Origin of the sequence: Cypionkella aquatica (assembly GCF_030161095.1) — a bacterium.
In the GTDB taxonomy this organism is placed as follows: domain Bacteria; phylum Pseudomonadota; class Alphaproteobacteria; order Rhodobacterales; family Rhodobacteraceae; genus Cypionkella; species Cypionkella aquatica.
Map to the genome: position 1 here is coordinate 400,322 of NZ_BSPP01000004.1, position 15,032 is coordinate 415,353.

The window sequence follows — 15,032 nt, forward strand, 5'->3', positions numbered from 1 at the left end:
AGGGTCGATGATCGAGGCTCCATTTCAGTTTCAGACCGGGGCCGCGACCGATACGGGCCGCGTGCGCGATCACAATGAAGACAGTTTTTTAACCCTGCCAGAGGCCGGTGTCTGGGTGGTCGCTGACGGCATGGGCGGGCACCACGCCGGTGATTTTGCCAGCAAGACGATTGTGGACAGCGTCGGGTCTTTGGGGCGGCCGGTTTCAGCCCCTGATCTGCAAGCGCGATTTATGGATCGGATCGTGCGGGCGCATCAACTTATTCAGGATCAATCGGCGCTGCTGAACGGCGCGACGGTGGGGGCGACATTGGTGGCGCTTTTGGCGTTTGATCAGCATTTCGCCTGCATATGGTCGGGGGACAGCCGGATTTATCTGCTGCGCGCAGGCCAATACACCCAAGTGACGATGGACCATACCGAGGTGAACGAGTTGTTGCGCACCGGAGCGATCACCGCCGAACAGGCGCTGACATGGCCGCGCCGCAATGTAATCACGCGGGCGATTGGCGTGCATGCCACGCCGCAGACTGATGAACGCTCTGGCGGCCTTGCCGATGGCGACGTGTTTTTGCTGTGCTCGGATGGACTGACCGAGCATATCGAAGATGCCGAGATGGCAGAGGCTTTGACACGATTTGCGCCACAAGCGGCTTGCGATGCGCTGATCGAACTGACCTTGCAGCGCGGCGCGCGCGACAATGTGACGGTCGTGGTGGTCAAGGTCGCAGCGGTCCCACCGGCAACGGGGGCATGGGGATGAGCGACGCATCCGGCACCGGGCCAAATCACGCCACCACGGTCAGCTCTGGCACGCTGATCATGGGCACCTATGAGATCGAGCGGCTGATCAACTCGGGCGGCATGGGCGAAGTTTACCGGGGCCGCAATATCCACAATGACGAACCCGTGGCGATCAAGATCGTGCTGCCGAGTTTGGCGCATGACCCCAAGATTGTGGCGTTGTTTCAGAAGGAAAGCACGACGCTGTCGCGCCTTAGCCACGAAGCCATCGTGCGCTATCATGTGTTCACGGTTGATCCGATGATCGGGCGACCCTGCATGGTGATGGAATTCGTGTCTGGCACAGCGATGTCCGACCGGATCGAACAGGGGCCGATGCCGGTTGGCGATGTGCGGGTGATGCTGCGGCGGGTGGCCTCGGGTCTGGATAAGGCGCATCGCGCAGGCGTGGTGCACCGCGATCTGTCGCCCGACAATGTGATTTTGGAAGAAGGTCAGGTCGAGCACGCCAAGCTGATTGACTTTGGCATCGCCAAAAGCACCGCCCTGGGCGCGGGCACATTGTTGCAGGGCCAGTTCGCGGGCAAGTTCAACTGGGTCTCGCCCGAGCAGTTGGGCGCATTTGGCGGCGCGGTTGATGGGCGGTCGGACATTTACTCGCTGGCTTTGGTGACGGCTGCGGCCAGCAAAGGCGAAGTTTTGCCAATGGGGGCGTCGATTGTCGATGCCGTGGGCAAGCGCGCGGGCGTGCCTGATCTGACAGGCGTCGACACAGAGTTGGTGCCGCTTTTGTCGTGGATGCTGCAGCCCGATCCAGCGGCGCGGCCCGCCAGCATGGGACAGGTGATGGCGGCGGTGGATAATCCGGCGCTGGTGCCGCAGATCGCACCACCCACACCGAAAACCCCCGACCCTAATCGCACGGTGATTGGTGGGGCTCTGCCGATCCCCGAGCCGAAACCGCTTTCCATCCCACCCATTGTTGCGGTGCCCGTTGCGGAGGCATCCGTCGCACCAGTGTCAGATGTGGAAATCTCGGGCGCTCCAGTTTCTGTGGCCCCAATTTCTGTGGTGTCAGCGTCGGTGGTGCCGCCGGCCAAAACTTCGGCTCCGGTTGGGGCGACGGTGATCAGCGCGGCCTCAGCCGAAAGCGAAGATGTCAGTCCGTTTGGTGCGCCGTCTATGGTCGCGCCAAAGGCCGCGTCCATGCCCGAGCCGCTGCCAGTCAAAAACAGCAAAAGCGGCCTGATCGCCGTCGTGGCGCTGCTTGCATTGGGCGGCGGCGCGGCCGGTGCTTATTTCGGCGGAGTATTTGACGGCAATGCGGTACCCGCTGCAGGCGAAACGCAGGCGCAAGCCGACGCGCGGGCCAAAGCAGAACTGCAAGCCGAAGCCGATGCAAAGGCGGCGCAAGATGCCGCAGCAGCCAAGACCGCTGCCGATGCCAAAGCCGCCGAAGACGCTGCGCGTCAAGCAGAAGCGGCAGCGGCAGCGAAGCAAGCCGCGGATGAGGCTGCGGCCAAACAAGCCGCTGATGAGGCGGCTGCAAAGCTGGCAGCGGATCAGGCCGCGGCACAACAAGCTGCAGATCAAAAGGCCGCCGAAGAGGCCGCCATCAAAGAAGCCGCAGACAAAGCCGCGAACGACGCTAAAGCCGCCGCAGATGCGGAAGCCGCCAAGATCGCTGCCGACGCGAAAGCGGCCCAAGATTCCGCGCAGCAAGCGCAGGCAGCGGCGGCAGCCAAGCAAGCCGCGGATGTGGCTGCAGCTAAACAGGCGGCCGACGCCGAAGCCGCCAAATTGGCCGAAGAAGCCGCCGCAAAAAAGGCAGCTGAAGAAGCCGCAGCCAAACAGGCGGCAGCTGCCCAAAGAGCTGCCAAAGAGGCAGCCGCCAAAAAACTTGCTGATGAGGCAGCAGCACAGAAAGCAGAGGCAGCCGCCAAAGCCGATCCTATGGCGACCCAACTGGCTTATCTGGCTGGCATTACGCCCCCGCTTTGCACGCTCGTGACGCTAAAAGATGCCAAGCCATCCGGCTTTGGGCTGGAAGGCTACACAGCAGACTCGCAGGCTTTGGCGGGCTTTGCCCAAGGTTGGAAAGATGCAACCAACACCACGCCAGATCTTGCCACGCATCAGATCAATGCCGCGCAATGCCCACTTCTCGACTTTGCCAACCGCTTTCCTGCACCAGATGCAGACCCTCTGACGGTGGTTATGGCCTCATCCAGCGAGGTGGTGAAAAGCGGCGCCAATGTCAGTGGCAAGGTTGAAGGGCTAGAGGGCCGCGATTTCGCGCTGTTCATCTTTTCAGAAGGTGGCGGGGCGACCAATCTGAAACCTTGGACCACAATCGCCACCGATGGCACTGCCACATTCGAGTTCAAGCTGACGCTGGAAGCCAATGCCCCGCCTGCGCCGCAAATTCTGGTGGCAATGGTAACGGACAAGCCCTTGCCGGCGCTAGATAAGGTGCCCGCTGGCGTGACCGCGCAATCGCTGATGCCGTTTCTGGAAAAACAACTTGAAAAAGCCGGGGTCAAACCGACACTTGGCTTTGCCTATTTCCGGCTGGAAAACTGAGCAGAAGGTAAGGTCGCAGCTTTTCTTGCCAGATTGGCGCGGCTTGATGTAACGTGTGGGTATCCGGGGTTATTTTCCCCAAGCCTGCCCGTTTTACGCCTATTTTTGAAAGCGATACCAGATGCCCACATTTTCCCAAGACAATCGCATCGGTCGGATGTTCACGCCATTGCCGGCGAACGATTTGGTGCTGATCGAATTTTCTGGCAGCGAAGCAGTGAACACGATCAGCCAGTTTCGCGTGAAAGCATTGTCCAGCAAACCCGTTTCCGCGATCGAGCCGCTGCTTGGTGAGGCGATCGCTGTTGAGATCGTCACGCCGTTGGGTGAGGTCCGCGACTTTCACCAGATGGTCGATGCGATCCGCTATCTTGGCCCCGAGGGTAGCGAACATGTCTATGAATTTGAACTGCGGCCATGGTTTTGGCAGCTGTCGCGGCGGATCAATTCACGGATTTTTCACGAGGTGAACGTGATCGACGTGATCCGCAAGATCGTCGACGAATACGGCAATTCCGATGTGGCGGGCTTTATCGACCTGACCGTTGGCAGCTTTCCCGAGCTGGAATATCTGGTGCAATACAACGAATCCGATATGGATTTCCTGTGCCGGATGATGGAGCGGTTTGGCATCAACTATCATTTCAAGATGGAACAGAGCCGCCATTCCTTGGTGCTGACCACAGGCGCAGATGCGTTCAGCGATGCGCCCTCAGTTCCGCGTGCGTTCAGCCCGCTTGGCAGTCGCGGCGATAACACTGACGAGCATTTTGAGGCGTGGTCGCCGCAACGTCAGCTGACCACCGGTGCGGTGCGACTGATGGATTACAACTTCAAGACGGTCAGCGCCAATATGGAAGCCCGGCGCGAGAATCTGCGCGGCTTTGTCGGGGCCAATATGGAAAGTTTCGGCTATCCCGGCGTGTATCTGACGGCGGAAGAGGGCAAGCCCATCGCGCAACGTCAGCTGGATGCCCACCGGATGGGCGATGCCACGGTGCGCGCGCAGGGAAATGCCGCCAGTTTGGGGGCCGGGATGAAGTTTCCGCTGTCAGCCCATTCCGACGCAGGCCAGCTTGATGAATACGCCGTGCTTGCCGCCTATCATTTCGCGTCAAACGGCACGTTCCGCTCGGGCGGGGCCACTGCGGAAAACGCCTATCATGGCTCGTATGTGCTGACCCGCAGCTCAAATCCGATTGCACCGCCGCGCCAAACCCGACTGCCCCGCATCAACGGACCGCAAACGGCGGTGGTGGTGGAAGGTGCCGACGGCGATATTGATGAATTTGGCCGCATCAAGGTCAAGTTTTTCTGGGCTCCCGACGATGTTTCGATGTTCTGCCGGGTGTCACAGATCTGGGCGCAGGATGAATGGGGTTCAATCTTTGTGCCCCATTCTGGCATGGAAGTGATCGTTGAGTTTCTCGACGGCGACCCTGACAAACCTTTGGTGACGGGCTGTGTCTGGAACGAAAAGATGGGCCCCGAGATGCCAAAGAACCGCCTGATCAGCGGCTTCAAGACGGTGCGTAACAACCAGTTTTTCTTTGACGACACAGAGAATGACGAGAAAATCTTCATCCGCGCGCAGAAATTCATGACGCGTGAGGTGATGAAGGATGACAAAACCACCGTGCATGGCAAACAGACGCTGAAAACCGATGGCAGCAAAAGCGAAAGCGTGGGCGGCAGTGTTTCCACCTCGGTTGGCGGCGATGAAAGCCACAAGGTCAGCGGCAATCTGACAATCGAATCCAAGCAGAAGATCGAGATCAAGGTGGGCTCGTCCAGCATCACCATTGACCAGACCTCGATCAAGATCAAAGCCTTGACGGTAGAGGTCGAGGCAACCGCCGAATTGAAAACAAAGGCGGGCGCGATGGCGACGCATGACGGGGGGGCGATGATGGTGATCAAGGGTATTTTGGTGACAATCAACTGATGGGCAACTGATGGGCAGCGCAACCGATACCACTCCGCCCACCTCGATTGCCCCCGCGCCGGGCTTTCGGGTGCAATTGGGGCAGCAACTGTTTGGCACCATGCCGGAAATGGCCGATGATATCGGCGCACGCCCCGGCGAGGGCGAGCATATGTTCGACTTTGGCAGGCGCTTGCGCTTGGGTGACACGCCCGAAGAAGCGATCTCGCTGATGGCTTTCGCGCTGCATCCGAGGCAAGCGATCTGGTGGGGCCATGAATGTCTGAAAGCTGCCCCTGAACTGCTGACCGATCAAGACCGCGAGATGTTGGAACTGTGCGCCACATGGGTGGCGGAACCCTCCGAGGCAAACCGGTATACCGCTCTGGATGCAGGCTTGCATGTGGCGGTGCGGGGGCCGGGCGCATGGCTGGCACTGGCGGTCGGTTGGGCGAGTGGCTCGATGGCCCCGCAGGGGCTGCCGCCTGCATTGGTGCCGATGTTCGCGATTGGGCGGGCGCTGAATGCTGGCGTGCTGACGGCACTGGCACGGGTGCCGCAAGATAAGCGGCGCCGGATGCTGGATCATTACGTGGCCATGGCCGAGGTGCTGGCAAAAACTGCGTAAGCACCCTATTTACAATATGTCGCCTGCACGGGACGTGCGCGCGCGCCCTGCCCCTCGTTTCTGGAATAAACCGGTATGAAGCTTACTCTGCGGATCGAGAATTTAGACAGTCTGCCGGATGGCGGCCCGCTGGAGTTTTCTTCCGTGGCGCGTGGCTTTGAGGTTGGCCGCGATTCCGCGATGGATTGGACGCTGCCCGATACCAACCGCCATATCTCTAGCCGGCATTTTGAGATCAGCTTTCGCGATGGCCAGTTTTGGCTGAACGACATCTCGACCAATGGCACGTTTATTTATGGCGCTTCGATGCGGGTCTCGTCACCGTTTGCGCTGACGCACAATGAACGCTTGCAGGTCGGCCAGTATATTATCCGGGTGCTGGTGGTTGATCCGGCCGCACCCGATGCCGCATTTTCCGCACCTATCGCCGCCGCATCTGATCCGTGGAGTCTTGCGCCATCACCATCGCCGATGCCGCAATTCTCGAACACGCCGCTGCCACCGCCGACACGCCCCTCACAGGCACTGGCCGGGCAATTTGGCGACAGCTTTGTGGAAAACCCCCGACCTTTGGGATTTTCACCAACCACTCCGCCGCTGGATGAGCCAATCGCTGCCCCAGCAAGTCCCTTGCCGCAAGCGATTACCACGCCGCCGCCGGTTTCCGTGCCGACCCCACCACCGCCAGCGGCATCCGAACCCTTTCCGCTAAAGCCTGTGCCAGTACCGCAAGAAGCCCCGGCAGATGCCCTGCCGCTGCTGGACGCGATCTGCAAAGGCGCGGGCTTGCCTGCGGGCAGCCTGTCAAAGGTCGATGTGGCGCAACTGGGCGAAGACATCGGCAAATCAATGCGCATTGCAACCGAGCAGTTGATGGCGCTTCTGGGCGCGCGGGCGGCTGCCAAGCAATTCGTCAAAAGTTCCAGCCGCACCATGATCGGCGGCATCAACAACTCGCCGTTGAAATTCAAGCCGAATGCAACCGAGGCTTTGACCACCATGTTCACCCAGAAAACCGAAAGCTATCTGGGCGCAGTTGCGGCATTTACCCAAGGTTTTGACGATGTAAAGCGCCACCAGACCGCCGTTTACGCCGCGATGCAGCCGGCCCTTGCGCGGTTGTTGGAAGACCTTTCCCCCGAGTCGATCGAAGAACGCTCTACCGGGGGAATCATGTCATCGAAAAAAGCGCGGGCTTGGGAATTGTTTGTGGAACGCTGGGATGCCAAGACGCACCCCTATGAAAACGGTATGTTGGACGTGTTTCTGGCCTATTTCGCAGATGCTTACGACGAAGCGGTGAAGTCCGCCAATGTGAAAAACGGCGGTTGACCATGCCGCGGCGCGGCGCTAGCCTTCACATAAGTTTTGCAAAGGACCGACAATGACTGCTGCATTGATCACCCTTCTATTTGGCGCTGGCTTGGCGGGGCTTGGCCTGATCGCCGCACAGCCGAAACCGCAGCAAGTGCGTGTTGTCGCGAACCGCAAGTAACCACTCCACATGCGGCTGGATGATCTGATCAAGCCGATTTCCCCGGACGCGCCCTGCGGTGAAGATTTGCTGGCGCTGGATGACCCGGATTTTTGCGACTATTACTTCAACGTCGAAGATCGCCTGCCCACCAGTTACTTCAACATGGTGCGCGGCACCTTGTTTGATTCCAAATCCGTCGATCAAAAGGGCGAAACCGCCCAGTTGGATGCGCTGCTCAAACGCAGCCGCGATTTGCGCCTGTTGGGGCTTGAGGCCAAGTTTCAGATTCTCTCAGGGCGGTTCAAGGGTTTTGCGGAAGCGGTGATGGGCTTTGCCGCTTTGCTGGAAAGCTATCCGGGCGACGTGCATCCGATTGATCCGGTGGATCGCCAGAATGCGATTGAAGAGCTGAACTCCCTCGCAACCATAGCGGCCCCGTTGGATTACGCGATTCTGCTGACCGACAAGCGGGTTGGCGACATCATGTATCGCGGTTTTGGCACTGCGACCGGCAAGATACCCGCCCGCGAAGGCGAAGCGCCGGGGGATGCGGCGGCGATCAGTGGTGCACTCAGTTCTTCGGAGAACGCCAAGGCCGTCGATGCGCTTTACGAGCAACTGACAGGCATGCGCAGCGCCATCAGCACCATGACGCAGCTGTGCCGATCCAGCCCACAGCCGTTCTCGCCAAAGCTGGATCGGCTGGATGACAAGCTGGCCGATCTTCTGGCCATGGTGGTGGATGCGCGCGGCGATCTTGGGGGCACGCCAGCCGCCGCAGGGGATGGCATCGAAAGTGATGCTGGGGCGACTGCGGCGGTTTCGGTCGGTGCTGCGACCACAATCACCGTGCAAACTGGCACCGCCGAGGTGCCAAATCACCGCGCGGCCTATCAGCTTTTGCAAGCCGTAGAGCGGTATTTTGCCACCACCGAACCCGCCTCGCTGGCCATGGTTCTGGTGACGCAATCGCGCTTGCTGATCGGGCGGCCCTTGGTCGAAGCGCTGGACGCTTTGCTCGAAAATTCTGCAGGTTACGCCAAGATCAACTTTGGCTCTGACACTGGCTTTGAAATCTCGATGTCACGGATGCGCGATTTGTCGGGGCAGGCGAACATCACCAGCGAAGATTTCTCGACACCGGATGAAAACGACCCCGCCCCGCCCGAGGTGGTCAGCCGCGATCATGCCGGGCAGATCCTGAAGTTGATCGAGGATTTCTTCCGGATGCGCGAACCGGCCAGCCCGATTCCAATCCTACTATTCAAAGCGCGAAATATGCTGTCTAAAGACTTCCACGCCCTTGTGCGCGAGCTGATTCCACCGAACTGATTTGCTGCAGTGATTTTGCTGCGACGACCACCGTTTTAATTGACCAAATGCCCGCGCGGGCGCAAAGTTGAAATTTGTTGACTTGTTGCACTGGTGCGGCTTTCCTCTGCTTATTTAGATCAGGAGAATTGTTATGGCAGCTTCCGATTCAGCCACAGGCTTTATCAAACGCAATCGCCCGCCTCGGGTGCAGATTGCCTACGCAGACCCGATTGAGGCGAACAAACAAGTCGAGCTCCCTTTCGTGATGGGCATCATGTCCGATCTGTCTGGCAATGCGAGCAAAGTTGAAAAGCCCCCCGTTGCTGACCGCGAGTTTACCGCCGTGTCGTCGGATACGCTGGACGATTACATGGAAAGCGTCTCGCCGGGCTTGGCCATCAACGTCGATAACAAGCTGGACCCGGAACAGGGCGGCAAGCTGTCGGTCAATCTGAATTTCAAAAAAATGGCCGATCTTTCCCCCGGCGAAATCGCGCGGCAGGTGCCTGCGCTGAACAGCCTGCTGGAAGCACGTCAGCAATTGGCCAATCTTGCCCGTTATATGAACGGCAAGTCGGGCGCGCAGGATCAGCTAAAGCAGTTGCTGGCTGACCCGGCACTGATGGCCGCATTGGACGAACGTCGCGCTGCCGCCAAGCCAGAAGGCGAAGAATAAACCCGCGCGCCGTTGCAGGCCGCATATTCCGCAAGACATTTTTAGGACATCGACATGGCAACTGAACTGCAACAAGACGGCGGAGCCGGTGGCGCCCTTCACGAGCTGGACGAATTTTCGGCCATCCTGAAGCAAAACTTCAAACCGCGCAGCGATGTCGCCGCGCGTGAAGTGGAAACCGCAGTCAACACTCTGGTCCGCGAAGCACTGGCGGATGGCTCGGTCATCACCGACGACATCCTTGATACCATCGACAAGATGCTGGCCAAGATCGACGAAAAGCTTTCGCAGCAGGTCAATGAGATCATCCACAATCCAGAATATCAAAAACTGGAAAGTGCATGGCGCGGCTTGGCTTACACGGTGAACAACACCGAATCCGATGCCACGCTGAAGCTGCAAGTGATGAACATTGGCAAGGCCGAGCTGGACAAGGAACTGCGCAGCTATCCGGGCGCAAAATGGGATCAAAGCCCATTGTTCAAAAAGATCTACGAGGCTGAATTTGGTCAGCTTGGCGGCCAGCCCTTTGGTGCGCTGGTTGGCGATTATGCCTTTGATCATTCGTCCTCTGATGTGCGTTTGCTGCGCGATCTGGGCAAGATTGCCGCCGCTGCACACGCGCCCTTCATCACCTCGCCCGCGCCAACCCTGATGGGGATGGACAGCTGGAACGAGCTTGGCAATCCGCGCGATCTGTCCACGGTCTTTGATACGCCCGATTATGCGGGCTGGAACTCGCTGCGCGATTCGGAAAACTCGCGCTACATCGCCTTGGCGATGCCGCGGGTGCTGGCGCGCGCGCCTTACGGCCAAAATGGCGAGCCGGTGGAAGAGTTCAACTTTGAAGAAACCACCGACGGTCACGAAGGCAAGCAATATGCCTGGATGAACGCGGCCCATGCGATGGCGGTCAACATCAACCGCGCGCACAAGGAATACGGCTGGACCGTGCAGATCCGTGGCGTCACGTCGGGCGGGGAAATCTCCAGCCTGCCGGTGCATAATTTCGATACCGGCGATGGCTCCACCGATATGAAATGCCCGACCGAATTTGCGATCAGCGACCGCCGCGAGGGCGAGCTTTCCAAATCGGGGATCATGCCCTTGATCCACCGCAAGAACACCGACCGCGCCGCATTCTTGGGCGCGCAATCGCTGTACCGACCGAAGAAATATCAGAACGAAGAGGCCACGGCCTCGGACAATCTGTCTTCGCGCATCCCCTATATCTTCGCGATTTCGCGCTTCAGCCATTATCTGAAGTGCATGGTGCGCGATATGGTCGGTTCAAACCGCGAACAGGCGCAGCTGGAAAAAGAGCTGCAAAACTGGATCAACCAGTATGTTCACGGCAACCCCGCAACCGCTTCGGAACGCGAAAAGGCCTTGATGCCTTTGGCTGCAGCCAAAGTGGAAGTGATCGCGGATGAAGAAAACCCCGGCTACTACGTCGGCAGATTTTTCCTTCGTCCGCACTACCAGCTGGAAGGCATGGATATCGGGATGAGCCTGGTGTCCAAGCTGCCGTCCAGCAAATAAGTCGCGGTCTCGGGCGTAGGTCCGAGGCAGCTAAAGTTCATTCAAAGGAGAGTATGAAATGGCCGGAACAGACATTTTTCTGAAAGTTGGCAGTGGCATCAACGGTGAATCCACCGACGATCAATTCAAAGAGCATTTGAACATCGACAGCTACAGCTGGGGTGTGACGCAACAGGGCACGTTCAGCGCCGGTTCGGGCGCGGGCGCGGGTGCTGGGCGTTCGGTGGTGCAGGACATGCATTTCACCAAGCTGATCTGCAAAGCCTCGCCCGATCTGATGATCGCTTGCGCTACGGGTAAACACATTCCCGACGCGACGCTATTCGTGCGCAAAGCCACCGGCGACAAGGCGATGGTGTATTTCCAGTTCGTCATGAAAGACGTGCTGGTGTCGTCGTATCAGACCGGCTCGGGCGGCGGCCAAGGTGCTTTGATCAACGAGCAGTTCTCGTTCAACTTCCGCGAGCTGACGCTGACCTACTGGCAGCAGACGGCGCAGGGTGGTCAGGGCGCCAAGACCGAGAAGAAATACGATCTCGCCACCAACAAAGGTTCCTGAGTTCAAGGGCCGGGCGCGACCAGTACCCGGCCTTTCCCTTCGATCACCGCTTGACCCACCGCTCCGCAGGCGACCTGATCTTAAGAAAGTCGCCCGATGGCAGAGCGTGACGGCATTTTCCAAGTCTCATTGATGAACGTGTTCCGCCAAGCCTCGCGCGAACGCGACTCTCAGGCGCGCGATGGCATGATGACGGATGCCGATGGACGTGTGCTGTCGGCGCGCAGTATCGAGCGTCGTGAAGGCGCAGGTCAGGCGACGCTGCGGGACCATCTGGCGATTGATCTTGGCAATCTCATGGCGACCGTGCATCTGCAGGCGTCCGTGCCTTTGGACAACCTTGATTATGTAAAGAAATCAATCTTGAATTACGGCATCCCAGATATGTCGCGGCTGACCGTGGACGATCACCGCAACAGCCAAGTCGCGCGCGATCTGCGAGAGGCTTTGCTGGCGCACGAGCCGCGCCTGATCGCGGAATCTTTGGTGGTGAAGATGCGTCGCCCCGAAGCAGACGCCGCCCAGCGCATATCTTTCGATATCACCGCCGAAATGGCCGCCCGCCCAGTGGATGTGCCGCTTGAATTTGTCGCCGAGATTGACACAGGCGCTGGCAAAGTCGCGCTGTCAAACCTTGTGGTGCGTGGATGAACCGGGCGTTTCTTGAGGCGTATAACCGCGAATTGGCGCTGCTGTATGAAGGCGCCAAGGAATTTGCTGAAGATTTCCCCGGCATTGCCGAGCGTTTGGGCGGGCTGACGCAAGACAACCTTGATCCGGCTGTGGCGGGTTTGCTGGAAGGTGCGGCATTCATGGCCGCCCGCGTGCAACTTAAGCTCGACTCAGAGTTTGAGACCTTCACCAGCGAATTGCTGGATCAGTTGCTGCCAAATTTCATGGCCCCGACGCCCTCGGCGATCCTTGCGCAGGCTGATCCGAACTATGCCGAGGACGAGTTGGAGAAAGGCAAGAATTTTGCCCCCGGCAGCTACCTCGATGCGCGCTATGTTGATCGTGACCAACGAATTTCCTGCCGCTTCCGGCTGTCTGCGCCGCTTACCCTGTGGCCGCTGCGGCTGAACACGGCGCGGTTTGTGGCGGGGCCGACCGGGTTTCAGGCCTTGGGGCTGGATGTGGGCGCTGATACGGCGGGCGGGTTGATCCTGTCTTTCCTGCGCCCGGTGTCTGCCGCGCAAAAGGATAAACCCGGCAAGCCTGTCGCTGCCATTCAGGCCGACACGTTGCCCATTTATCTGACCGGTGATCTGGGCGAACAAATCTCGGTCTATGAGCATCTGTTCACCAACACAATCCGCGCCACCATCCGCTATCTCGATGCGCGCGGCGATCCGGTTTTTCTGCGGCTGGAACCCGGCTGGCTGGATCAGATTGGCTTTGACGATGCGGAAGCGATCTTTCCCGAAGATACTCGGGTGTTTCGGGGCTTTACCCTGCTGCGCGAGTTTTTTCTGTTTCCGCAGAAGTTTCTGGGCTTTCGCCTGCAAGGTCTGCGCAAGGTTCTGCCACGCATCCCGGCCGCCAGTTTTGATCTGATGATCGAGATGAACGCCGTGCGCCCGAACCTGCCCGCCCGCATCACAGCCGAGAATTTCCGCCTGTTTGCAGCCCCTGCGATCAACCTGTTCGAGGAAAACTGCGCGCAGGTCAAACTGGACACTTTGCGGCACGAGTACCTTGTCAGCGCGGATTCCAGCCCTGCCTCGCATTACGAAGTGCATCGGATCACCGAGGTGTTCGCCTATTACGCCGGGGTGAAAACCAAGATCCCGGTGCATCCGCTTTATGGCATGCCCGCCGATGTGATGGCCCCGCGAGAGGCGTTGTATTACACTGCCAAGCAGCGCCCGCGGCGGTTGACGGCCAAGGAAAAACGCTTTGGCCAAGTGCAGGGCTATACCGGCACCGAAAGTTTCATCTCGATCTACGAGCCGGGGCATCTGGATAGTGCCGAGCGGGTCAAGCGGTTGCAGATCAAGCTGCTGTGTTCCAACCGCCACCTGCCGCAATATCTGCCGATTGCCCAAGGTGGTGCGGATTTCCGATTGAACGACGACACCGCCGTGCCTTTGCGCTGTGTGGCTGGGCCGACCAATCCGCGCGAATCGATGCTGGAACTGGATCAGTCGGCACCGCATCGCGCCAAGGCTGGCCCGGTGCATTGGCGGCTGATCTCTTTCCTGTCGCTGAATTTTCTTGGCCTTGATAATCGCGGCAGCCGGGATGAGGCGGCGGCGTTGCGTGAATTGCTGATGCTGTTCACCGATGTGTCTTCACAAGTGACCGAGCGGCAGTTGCAGGGCCTGAAATCGGTGACAAGTCGCCCTGTCACCCGCACCATCCAGCGCGCTGGCGGCTATCATGCCGCGCGCGGCACTCAAGTGACTCTGCGGTTTGATGAGCGGGCGTTTGAAGGCTCGGGCGTCTATCTGCTGGGTGCGGTGCTGGATCGGTTTTTCGCCGAATATGCCAGCGTGAACAGCTTTACCCAAGTGGTGCTGACTTCTGATCAACGCGGCGCAATCAAGACATTCCCGCCGCGCACGGGCCAAGGACCGCTGCTATGAGCGCGCGCCGCGATGATCTGAAAGCCGATCCGGCCAGCTTTGGGTTTCTGGCGCTGCTGCGCGAGGTGGAGCGTGGCAAGCCCGCGCAACCGCGTATCGGGCGCAATCAGACCATGGCGCAGGAAGTCGTGCGGCTGGGGCAGGAACCGTTTCAGGCCTTCCCGGATCGCAACGTCAGTCAGGTGACAGAAAACGCCGAGGGCAAGCTGCGGGTGCGCTCGAACTTCCTTGGCTATTTTGGCCCGCAGGGTGCCCTGCCGATGAACACCACGGCAGAAGTGCAGCAGTGGTATATGTTCAAGGATGAGGCGTTTGTGCGCCTTGCCGATCTGTTCACCAACCGCTTTCAACAGTTGTTTTTCCGGGCTTGGTCGGATGCGCGCGGCATCACGCAATATGATCACCCCGGCGATGATCGCTTTCAGGGCTATGTCGGCGCGCCCGTGGGCCTTGCCTCGCCCGCCTTGCAGGGCCGTGGCACGGTGCCGGATATGGCGCGGCTGCCCTTGGTCGGCATCGCGATGGCGCGGGTGAAAAGCCCGGTCCGGCTGCGGCAGATTCTAGAGACCCTGTGCGGCGTGACGGTAGAGATTGAAGAGAATATTCCGGTCTGGCTGGGGTTTGAACCTTCGGATTTGACCCGGCTTGGGGCGGCAAATTCGGGACTTGGGCGCGATTGTCGTTTGGGCAGCCGCGTGCAATCGGTGAATGAGAAAATCCGGGTGGCGGTGAAAACCGAAAGCCTGCCGCAGTATCAAAGTTTTCTGCCGGGTGGGTCCAGCTTTCAACGCCTGACCGAATTGCTGTTCAGTTACTTGGGGCATGAGACAGAGGTGGAAATCGCACCGTCCCTGCCCGCCGATCAGATCAAGGGCGTCGCCTTGGGCAAGGGTGGCGCTTTGGGGTGGACGGGGTGGATCGCGCCACCCGACTCCCCGCCCGGAACCTACCGATCCGACGCCGTTTTCGCCTCGGACCGCCGCACCGCCTGACATTTGAA

The 15,032-nt window shown here is 59.3% G+C and carries 12 protein-coding genes; all 12 read left to right on the top strand.

All coding sequences use genetic code 11. The features are described 5' to 3' along the window. The first annotated feature begins 7 nt into the window (after positions 1-7). The 12 genes from QQJ98_RS05430 (at position 8) to tssG (ending at position 15,024) form a co-directional block, all read left to right on the top strand. Positions 8-763, top strand: coding sequence for a PP2C family protein-serine/threonine phosphatase (locus QQJ98_RS05430; protein WP_284324309.1), 756 nt, complete (start codon positions 8-10; stop codon positions 761-763). Continuing rightward, positions 760-3,327: a serine/threonine-protein kinase gene (locus tag QQJ98_RS05435; protein ID WP_284324310.1), complete on the top strand. Its 2,568-nt coding sequence runs from the start codon at positions 760-762 to the stop codon at positions 3,325-3,327. Before QQJ98_RS05430 ends, QQJ98_RS05435 begins: the two co-directional genes overlap by 4 nt. A gap of 121 nt (positions 3,328-3,448) precedes the next feature. Further along, positions 3,449-5,272, top strand: a complete 1,824-nt coding sequence (locus QQJ98_RS05440) for a type VI secretion system Vgr family protein (protein WP_284324311.1) — start codon at positions 3,449-3,451, stop codon at positions 5,270-5,272. Positions 5,273-5,282: 10 nt separating this feature from the next. Then, positions 5,283-5,879 (top strand): DUF6931 family protein, encoded by a 597-nt coding sequence (locus QQJ98_RS05445; RefSeq protein WP_284324312.1) that lies wholly within the window; start codon positions 5,283-5,285, stop codon positions 5,877-5,879. A 75-nt stretch (positions 5,880-5,954) separates the two neighbouring features. Further along, positions 5,955-7,211 carry a type VI secretion system-associated FHA domain protein TagH gene (gene tagH / locus QQJ98_RS05450; RefSeq protein WP_284324313.1) on the top strand — a complete coding sequence of 419 codons (1,257 nt, stop codon included), beginning with the start codon at positions 5,955-5,957 and terminating at the stop codon, positions 7,209-7,211. Between the two features lie 172 nt (positions 7,212-7,383). Further along, the gene (locus QQJ98_RS05455; protein WP_284324314.1) at positions 7,384-8,688 is read left to right on the top strand and encodes a type VI secretion system protein TssA; all 1,305 of its coding nucleotides are present in this window, start codon (positions 7,384-7,386) and stop codon (positions 8,686-8,688) included. Positions 8,689-8,821: 133 nt separating this feature from the next. After that, the gene (gene tssB / locus QQJ98_RS05460; RefSeq protein ID WP_284324315.1) at positions 8,822-9,346 is read left to right on the top strand and encodes a type VI secretion system contractile sheath small subunit; all 525 of its coding nucleotides are present in this window, start codon (positions 8,822-8,824) and stop codon (positions 9,344-9,346) included. Between the two features lie 54 nt (positions 9,347-9,400). Further along, positions 9,401-10,888, top strand: a complete 1,488-nt coding sequence (gene tssC / locus QQJ98_RS05465; protein ID WP_284324316.1) for a type VI secretion system contractile sheath large subunit — start codon at positions 9,401-9,403, stop codon at positions 10,886-10,888. A 58-nt stretch (positions 10,889-10,946) separates the two neighbouring features. Next, positions 10,947-11,447: an Hcp family type VI secretion system effector gene (locus tag QQJ98_RS05470; RefSeq protein WP_284324317.1), complete on the top strand. Its 501-nt coding sequence runs from the start codon at positions 10,947-10,949 to the stop codon at positions 11,445-11,447. 96 nt (positions 11,448-11,543) lie between these two features. After that, complete coding sequence (gene tssE, locus QQJ98_RS05475; protein ID WP_284324318.1) at positions 11,544-12,098, top strand: type VI secretion system baseplate subunit TssE; 555 nt, start codon at positions 11,544-11,546, stop codon at positions 12,096-12,098. Beyond that, positions 12,095-14,032 (top strand): type VI secretion system baseplate subunit TssF, encoded by a 1,938-nt coding sequence (tssF, locus tag QQJ98_RS05480; RefSeq protein ID WP_284324319.1) that lies wholly within the window; start codon positions 12,095-12,097, stop codon positions 14,030-14,032. The genes tssE and tssF overlap by 4 nt, the downstream gene beginning before the upstream one ends. Further along, the gene (gene tssG / locus QQJ98_RS05485; protein WP_284324320.1) at positions 14,029-15,024 is read left to right on the top strand and encodes a type VI secretion system baseplate subunit TssG; all 996 of its coding nucleotides are present in this window, start codon (positions 14,029-14,031) and stop codon (positions 15,022-15,024) included. Before tssF ends, tssG begins: the two co-directional genes overlap by 4 nt. The last annotated feature ends 8 nt before the right edge of the window (positions 15,025-15,032 follow it).

Excerpts from the sequence above, each read along its gene's own strand:
- QQJ98_RS05430 (WP_284324309.1), top strand. The coding sequence starts at position 8 with ATGATCGAGGCTCCATTTCAGTTTCAGACCGGGGCCGCGACCGATACG.
- QQJ98_RS05435 (WP_284324310.1), top strand. The coding sequence starts at position 760 with ATGAGCGACGCATCCGGCACCGGGCCAAATCACGCCACCACGGTCAGC.
- QQJ98_RS05440 (WP_284324311.1), top strand. The coding sequence starts at position 3,449 with ATGCCCACATTTTCCCAAGACAATCGCATCGGTCGGATGTTCACGCCA.
- QQJ98_RS05445 (WP_284324312.1), top strand. The coding sequence starts at position 5,283 with ATGGGCAGCGCAACCGATACCACTCCGCCCACCTCGATTGCCCCCGCG.
- tagH (WP_284324313.1), top strand. The coding sequence starts at position 5,955 with ATGAAGCTTACTCTGCGGATCGAGAATTTAGACAGTCTGCCGGATGGC.
- QQJ98_RS05455 (WP_284324314.1), top strand. The coding sequence starts at position 7,384 with ATGCGGCTGGATGATCTGATCAAGCCGATTTCCCCGGACGCGCCCTGC.
- tssB (WP_284324315.1), top strand. The coding sequence starts at position 8,822 with ATGGCAGCTTCCGATTCAGCCACAGGCTTTATCAAACGCAATCGCCCG.
- tssC (WP_284324316.1), top strand. The coding sequence starts at position 9,401 with ATGGCAACTGAACTGCAACAAGACGGCGGAGCCGGTGGCGCCCTTCAC.
- QQJ98_RS05470 (WP_284324317.1), top strand. The coding sequence starts at position 10,947 with ATGGCCGGAACAGACATTTTTCTGAAAGTTGGCAGTGGCATCAACGGT.
- tssE (WP_284324318.1), top strand. The coding sequence starts at position 11,544 with ATGGCAGAGCGTGACGGCATTTTCCAAGTCTCATTGATGAACGTGTTC.
- tssF (WP_284324319.1), top strand. The coding sequence starts at position 12,095 with ATGAACCGGGCGTTTCTTGAGGCGTATAACCGCGAATTGGCGCTGCTG.
- tssG (WP_284324320.1), top strand. The coding sequence starts at position 14,029 with ATGAGCGCGCGCCGCGATGATCTGAAAGCCGATCCGGCCAGCTTTGGG.